The 4,773-nt window shown below is 71.6% G+C and carries 5 protein-coding genes and 1 pseudogene; 2 read left to right on the top strand and 4 right to left on the bottom strand.

The window, feature by feature from the left end:
• Positions 1 to 393: pseudogene (locus RDU12_RS12355) on the bottom strand (hypothetical protein); the annotation flags it as partial.
• 76 nt (positions 394 to 469) lie between these two features.
• Here RDU12_RS12355 and panC point away from each other — a divergent pair.
• Positions 470 to 1,330: a pantoate--beta-alanine ligase gene (panC, locus tag RDU12_RS12350; protein ID WP_308684863.1), complete on the top strand. Its 861-nt coding sequence runs from the start codon at positions 470 to 472 to the stop codon at positions 1,328 to 1,330.
• 51 nt (positions 1,331 to 1,381) lie between these two features.
• The gene (locus RDU12_RS12345; protein WP_300293259.1) at positions 1,382 to 1,867 is read left to right on the top strand and encodes a DUF305 domain-containing protein; all 486 of its coding nucleotides are present in this window, start codon (positions 1,382 to 1,384) and stop codon (positions 1,865 to 1,867) included.
• On the opposite strand, the gene RDU12_RS12340 is transcribed toward RDU12_RS12345, so the two are convergent.
• The 3 genes from RDU12_RS12340 to RDU12_RS12330 form a co-directional block, all read right to left on the bottom strand.
• Positions 1,864 to 2,634: a chorismate mutase gene (locus tag RDU12_RS12340; protein ID WP_308684860.1), complete on the bottom strand. Its 771-nt coding sequence runs from the start codon at positions 2,632 to 2,634 to the stop codon at positions 1,864 to 1,866. The genes RDU12_RS12345 and RDU12_RS12340 overlap by 4 nt on opposite strands.
• A gap of 235 nt (positions 2,635 to 2,869) precedes the next feature.
• The gene (locus RDU12_RS12335) at positions 2,870 to 3,442 is read right to left on the bottom strand and encodes a prephenate dehydratase domain-containing protein (protein ID WP_308684859.1); all 573 of its coding nucleotides are present in this window, start codon (positions 3,440 to 3,442) and stop codon (positions 2,870 to 2,872) included.
• A gap of 1 nt (position 3,443) precedes the next feature.
• Positions 3,444 to 4,712, bottom strand: a complete 1,269-nt coding sequence (locus RDU12_RS12330) for a class II 3-deoxy-7-phosphoheptulonate synthase (RefSeq protein ID WP_308684865.1) — start codon at positions 4,710 to 4,712, stop codon at positions 3,444 to 3,446.
• Positions 4,713 to 4,773: the final 61 nt, after the last annotated feature.

Below are 4,773 nucleotides of genomic sequence, written 5' to 3'. Positions count from 1 at the left end.
GGCGGGCCGAAGCCCCGCCTGGGCGGCGGCGCTGTCGATGCGGTTGGAGACGTTGCGGACCACGGCGTCGGCCACAGCGGGCGCGGCGGCGGCGGCGAGACGCTGCCCCTGTTCCTCGGCCAGACCACGCAGGCCCCCGTCGCGGGCGTCCCACAGAGCGTGCGGGTCCATCACCTGCACCTGCAGCGCCGGGCGCAGACCGGCCTCGGCGGCGGTCCGGACCACGGGCTTGCGGACCTCGCCCCGCTCCGCCTGGCCGTCCAGAGGGATGGCGGCGACGGCCTTGGCCATGTTTTCAAACCGGTGCGGGTCGGCCTCGACCATGCCGCAGGCGGACAGGGCGCCGGCGGCGAGACAGGCCAGCACTGGACGGATGATGAGGCTCGGCGTCATAAGCGGCACATTGGCACGCCGGGCTTTGAAGCGCGGTTCACAAGCACGCTTAAGGCGAAGGGTTAATCCGTTCACCATGCCCGACACTCCTGACCTGCCCATGGCCCGCACGATCGCGGCGCTGCGCCAGACGGTAAGCGGCTGGAAGCGGCAGGGGTTCACCGTCGGATTCGTGCCGACCATGGGGGCCCTGCACGAAGGCCACCTGGCCCTGGTGCGGGAAGCCGGCCAGCGGGCGGATCGGGTGATCGCCAGCGTGTTCGTCAATCCCACCCAGTTCGCGGCCCACGAGGATCTCGGCTCCTATCCGCGGCAGGAGGCGCGCGACGCCGAGCTTCTGGCCGGGGCAGGCTGCGCGCTGATGTATGCGCCGGCGGTCGAGGAGATGTATCCGGCGGACGCGACGACCACGATCTCGGTCGGCGCTCCGGCGGAGGCGCTGGAAGGCGCCGCGCGGCCGCACATGTTCGGCGGCGTCGCCCTGGTGGTCGCCAAGCTGCTGAACCAGGTCCAGCCGGACGTCGCCGTGTTCGGAGAGAAGGACTATCAACAGTTGATCGTGATTAAGAGGCTGGTGCGCGACCTCGATATTCCGGTCGAGATCGTCGGCTCGCCGACCATCCGCGACGGCCACGGCCTCGCCCTGTCTTCGCGCAACGCCTACCTGTCGGAGGACCAGCTGGAGGTGGCGCGGCGGCTGAACGGGGTGCTGGCGGAGGCGGGCGCGCGGGTCGCGACGGGCGCCGCCCTCCCCGCCGTCGAGGCCGAGGCCCGCGAGGCCCTGCTGCACGCCGGTTTCAGCCACGTCGACTATGTCGCGGTGCGGCGGGCGGACGATCTCACCGAGTTTGAGGGCGGCTCCGTCGATGCGCCCGCCCGGGTCCTCGCCGCGGCCTGGGTGGGCAAGACCCGGCTGATCGACAACCTGCCCGTCTGAACCCGACGCGGGACTGGCCCGTTCTCCTGCCACCGCAGCAGGAGACCAACGATGAGCTATGCCCGCTTCGCCGCCATGATCGCCGTCTCGACGGTGGTCATGTTCGGCCTGATGTATCTGAACACCTATGCCGTCGAGCATGTCCGCTTCAGCGAGACCCGAGCTTTCATGGCACTGATCATGGGAGCGACGATGGCGGCGATCATGCTGCTGTTCATGCTGAAGATGTATCCGGACCGCCGCGTCAACACCGCCATTCTGGCGGGCGCGGCCGTGGTGTTCGCGGGGGCCCTGACGCTGGTCCGCAGCCAGCAGACGGTCGGCGACGTGGCGTTCATGAAGGCGATGATCCCGCACCATTCCATCGCCATCATGACCAGCGAGCGGGCGCAAATCCGGGACCCGCGCGTCCGCAAGCTGGCCGATGAGATCATCGAGGCCCAGCGGCGGGAGATCGCCGAGATGAACGCCCTGATCGCCGACCTGGAGCGGAGCCCTCCGCCGCGCGGCGCCCCGGTGCTCGCGCCCTCGACCTAGCCGATCGCCCCGACGCAGCCCTCGTCGCCGCCGACCGGCAGGGCCGCGTCGGTGAGCGAGAGGGTCCAGCCGTGGTGGGTGTCGAGGCCGCGGCGGCGAAGGCCGGAGCCGTCCCCCGCGTCGCCCCCCGCCGTGACCAGCACCCGGCGTCCGGCGGGCAGGGCCGCCGGATCGATGCGGCCGACCGCCAGCGCCGTCGGGGTATCGCCGCCGAAGCCGTCGAAGACGCTAAGCGCCGACCATTCGCGGCGCAGGCCGGTCCACCACGGATCGCCCGCATTGACCGCCAGGACGGCGACGCCGTGGCCCTCGGCGGCCCAGGCGAGGGCGGCCTGGGGATCGCGCACCGCCTTCATGTCCGCGGCCGCGCCGAAGCGCAGGCGGGCGCCGTCGAAGGCGCGGGTCGGCTCGACCGGCGACCAGACCTGCACCTTGATCCGGCCCTGACGGGCCAGGCCCCAGCCGACGATCTGGCGCCAGAGGGATTCGACGGCCTCGCGGTTGTCCGGCCCGGCCTGGGCGAGGACGCGGTCGAGGACGGCCTGCTCGCGGTCGGGACGCAGTTTGACGTGGGGGCCGCAGGGCGCGTCCTTGGCCTTGCCGACGCGGGCGGCGATGGCGAGGCGACGCTCGAACAGGGCGAGCAGCTGATCGTCGAGGACGTCGATCTCGTGACGCAGGGCGGCCAGGGCCATCTGTTCCGGCGAGACGTCGAGGGGGGCGGGCCAGACCTGCTGGAGGGCGGGCGCGGTACGGGTGTGGGGCACGGGGGGACTTTCGATTTCGAGACGGGTTTCAGGCGTTTTGCGAGCCGCCGCTCCGTCGCGGAGCGGTCGCCGGCGAGGCGGTCAGGACGCGATGCCCGACGCCTCAGCCGGCGTATCGAAAGCCGTAGAAATACAGGTCCGCGGCGGCGGTGAAGCCGGCGAATGCAGTCGCAGCGGGGGCTGGCGAACGGACCATGGGGGTCATTGGGCGCAAGGATCGTGCGCCGTCAAGCGGTCAGGCGCTCAACAGCACAAAGCGCGTGCGGTTATCGGCCGAATCCTGGATGTCGTTGCGCAGAATCGACAGCTCATAGACCTCGGCCGCCCGGGACGGCGCGACGGCGGCGCGGGTGGGATCGCGGGCCTCGGCCACGGCGCGGGCCGCGCCGGCGGTGTCGTAGGCCTCGACCGGCTCGATGCCCAGGGCCCCGAGGGTGGCTAAGCACTGGCCGAGGGCGGCGGGATGGCTTTCAGCGGTCCTGATGTCGCCGAGCCGGGCGCCGGCCGGGGCCATCAGGGCCAGCCGGATCGGCCGCCAGACCTCGGACACCACGGTCAGACCGGCCTGTTCGACGAGGGTGGCGGCGGGCTCGACGCGGCCGATGGTGGTGTTCTCGACCGGGATCAGGGCGCACCCCGCCTCCCCCGCCTTCAGGGCGCCGATGGCGGCCTCAAAGCTGTCGTAGGCGACGGGCTCGTCCCACGGCCGCAGGTCGAGGCAGGCTTCGTGGCTGAAGGCGCCCGGCGCGCCCTGATAGGCGCAGCGGCCGGGTGCGGACTCTTCGGCGGGCGCTCCGGGCCCCTCCACCTCAGGCCGCCTCGGACTGCGAACGGCGGCCGGACTTGAGCCGCTCGGCGACGAGGAAGGCCAGCTCCAGCGCCTGGTCGGCGTTGAGGCGCGGGTCGCAGTGGGTGTGGTAGCGGCTGCTGAGGTCGTCCTCGGTCAGGGCCTGGGCGCCGCCGAGGCATTCGGTGACGTTCTGGCCGGTCATCTCGAGGTGGACGCCGCCCGGATGGACGCCCTCGGCCTCGGCCACGTCGATGAAGCCCCGGACCTCGCCGAGGATGCGCTCGAACGGGCGGGTCTTGTAGCCGTTGCCGGCCTTGAGGGTGTTGCCGTGCATCGGGTCGATCGACCAGACCACGCGGCGGCCCTCGGCCTTCACCGCCTTCATCAGGCGCGGCAGGCGGTCGGCGACCTTGTCCGATCCGAAGCGGCCGATCAGGGTCAGGCGGCCGGGGGTGTTGTCGGGGTTGAGCACGTCGATGAGGGCCAGCAGGTCGTCCGGCTCCATGGTCGGGCCGCACTTCAGGCCGATCGGGTTCCTGACGCCGCGGGCGAACTCGATGTGGGCGCCGTCCAGCTGGCGCGTTCGCTCGCCGATCCAGATCATGTGGGCGGAGGTGTCGAACCATTCGCCGGTGGCGCCGTCGAGACGGGTCAGGGCGCTCTCGAGGTTGAGCAGCAGGGCCTCGTGACTGGTGAAGACCTCGACCCGGCTGAGGTCCGGATGGCTCTCGGGGGTGACGCCGACCGCCTCCATGAAGGCCAGGGCCTCGGTGATCTTGTCGGCCAGGTCGCGGTATTTGGCGCCGTAGGCGCTGTCGGTCGCGAACCCCATGGTCCAGCGGTGGATGTTGTACAGGTCGGCGTAGCCGCCGCCGGCGAAAGCGCGCAGCAGGTTCAGGGTCGAGGCCGACTGGTTGTAGGCCCGGATCAGCCGCTGCGGATCCGGGACCCGCTCCTGCGGCGTGAAGCCCATGCCGTTGATGATGTCGCCGCGATAGCTGGGCAGGGTCTGGTCGCCGATGGTCTCCAGCGAGGAGGAGCGCGGCTTGGCGAACTGGCCGGCGATGCGGCCGACCTTCACCACCGGCTTGCGGCCCGCGAAGGTCAGGACCACGGCCATCTGCAGGATCAGGCGGAAGGTGTCGCGGATGTTGTCGGTCGAGAACTCCTTGAAGCTCTCGGCGCAGTCGCCGCCCTGGAGCAGGAAGGCCTTGCCCGCCTCGACCTCGGCCAGCGCCCTCCGGGCCCGCGCCAACGCCTCGTGCGGGGCGAGGAACGGCGCCCCCAGCGCCGCGACCTCGACCGCCGGCAGGTTCCAGGCGATGCGCCGCTCCTGCGGCAGATAGCCG

The organism is Brevundimonas sp. (assembly GCF_031082345.1).
In the GTDB taxonomy this organism is placed as follows: Bacteria; Pseudomonadota; Alphaproteobacteria; order Caulobacterales; family Caulobacteraceae; genus Brevundimonas.
The sequence above is the reverse complement of the archived record's forward strand: the minus strand, read 5'-3'. Positions and strand labels throughout refer to the sequence as shown.

Coding starts and splice junctions, on each gene's coding strand:
- panC (WP_308684863.1), top strand. CDS start 470: ATGCCCGACACTCCTGACCTGCCCATGGCCCGCACGATCGCGGCGCTG.
- RDU12_RS12345 (WP_300293259.1), top strand. CDS start 1,382: ATGAGCTATGCCCGCTTCGCCGCCATGATCGCCGTCTCGACGGTGGTC.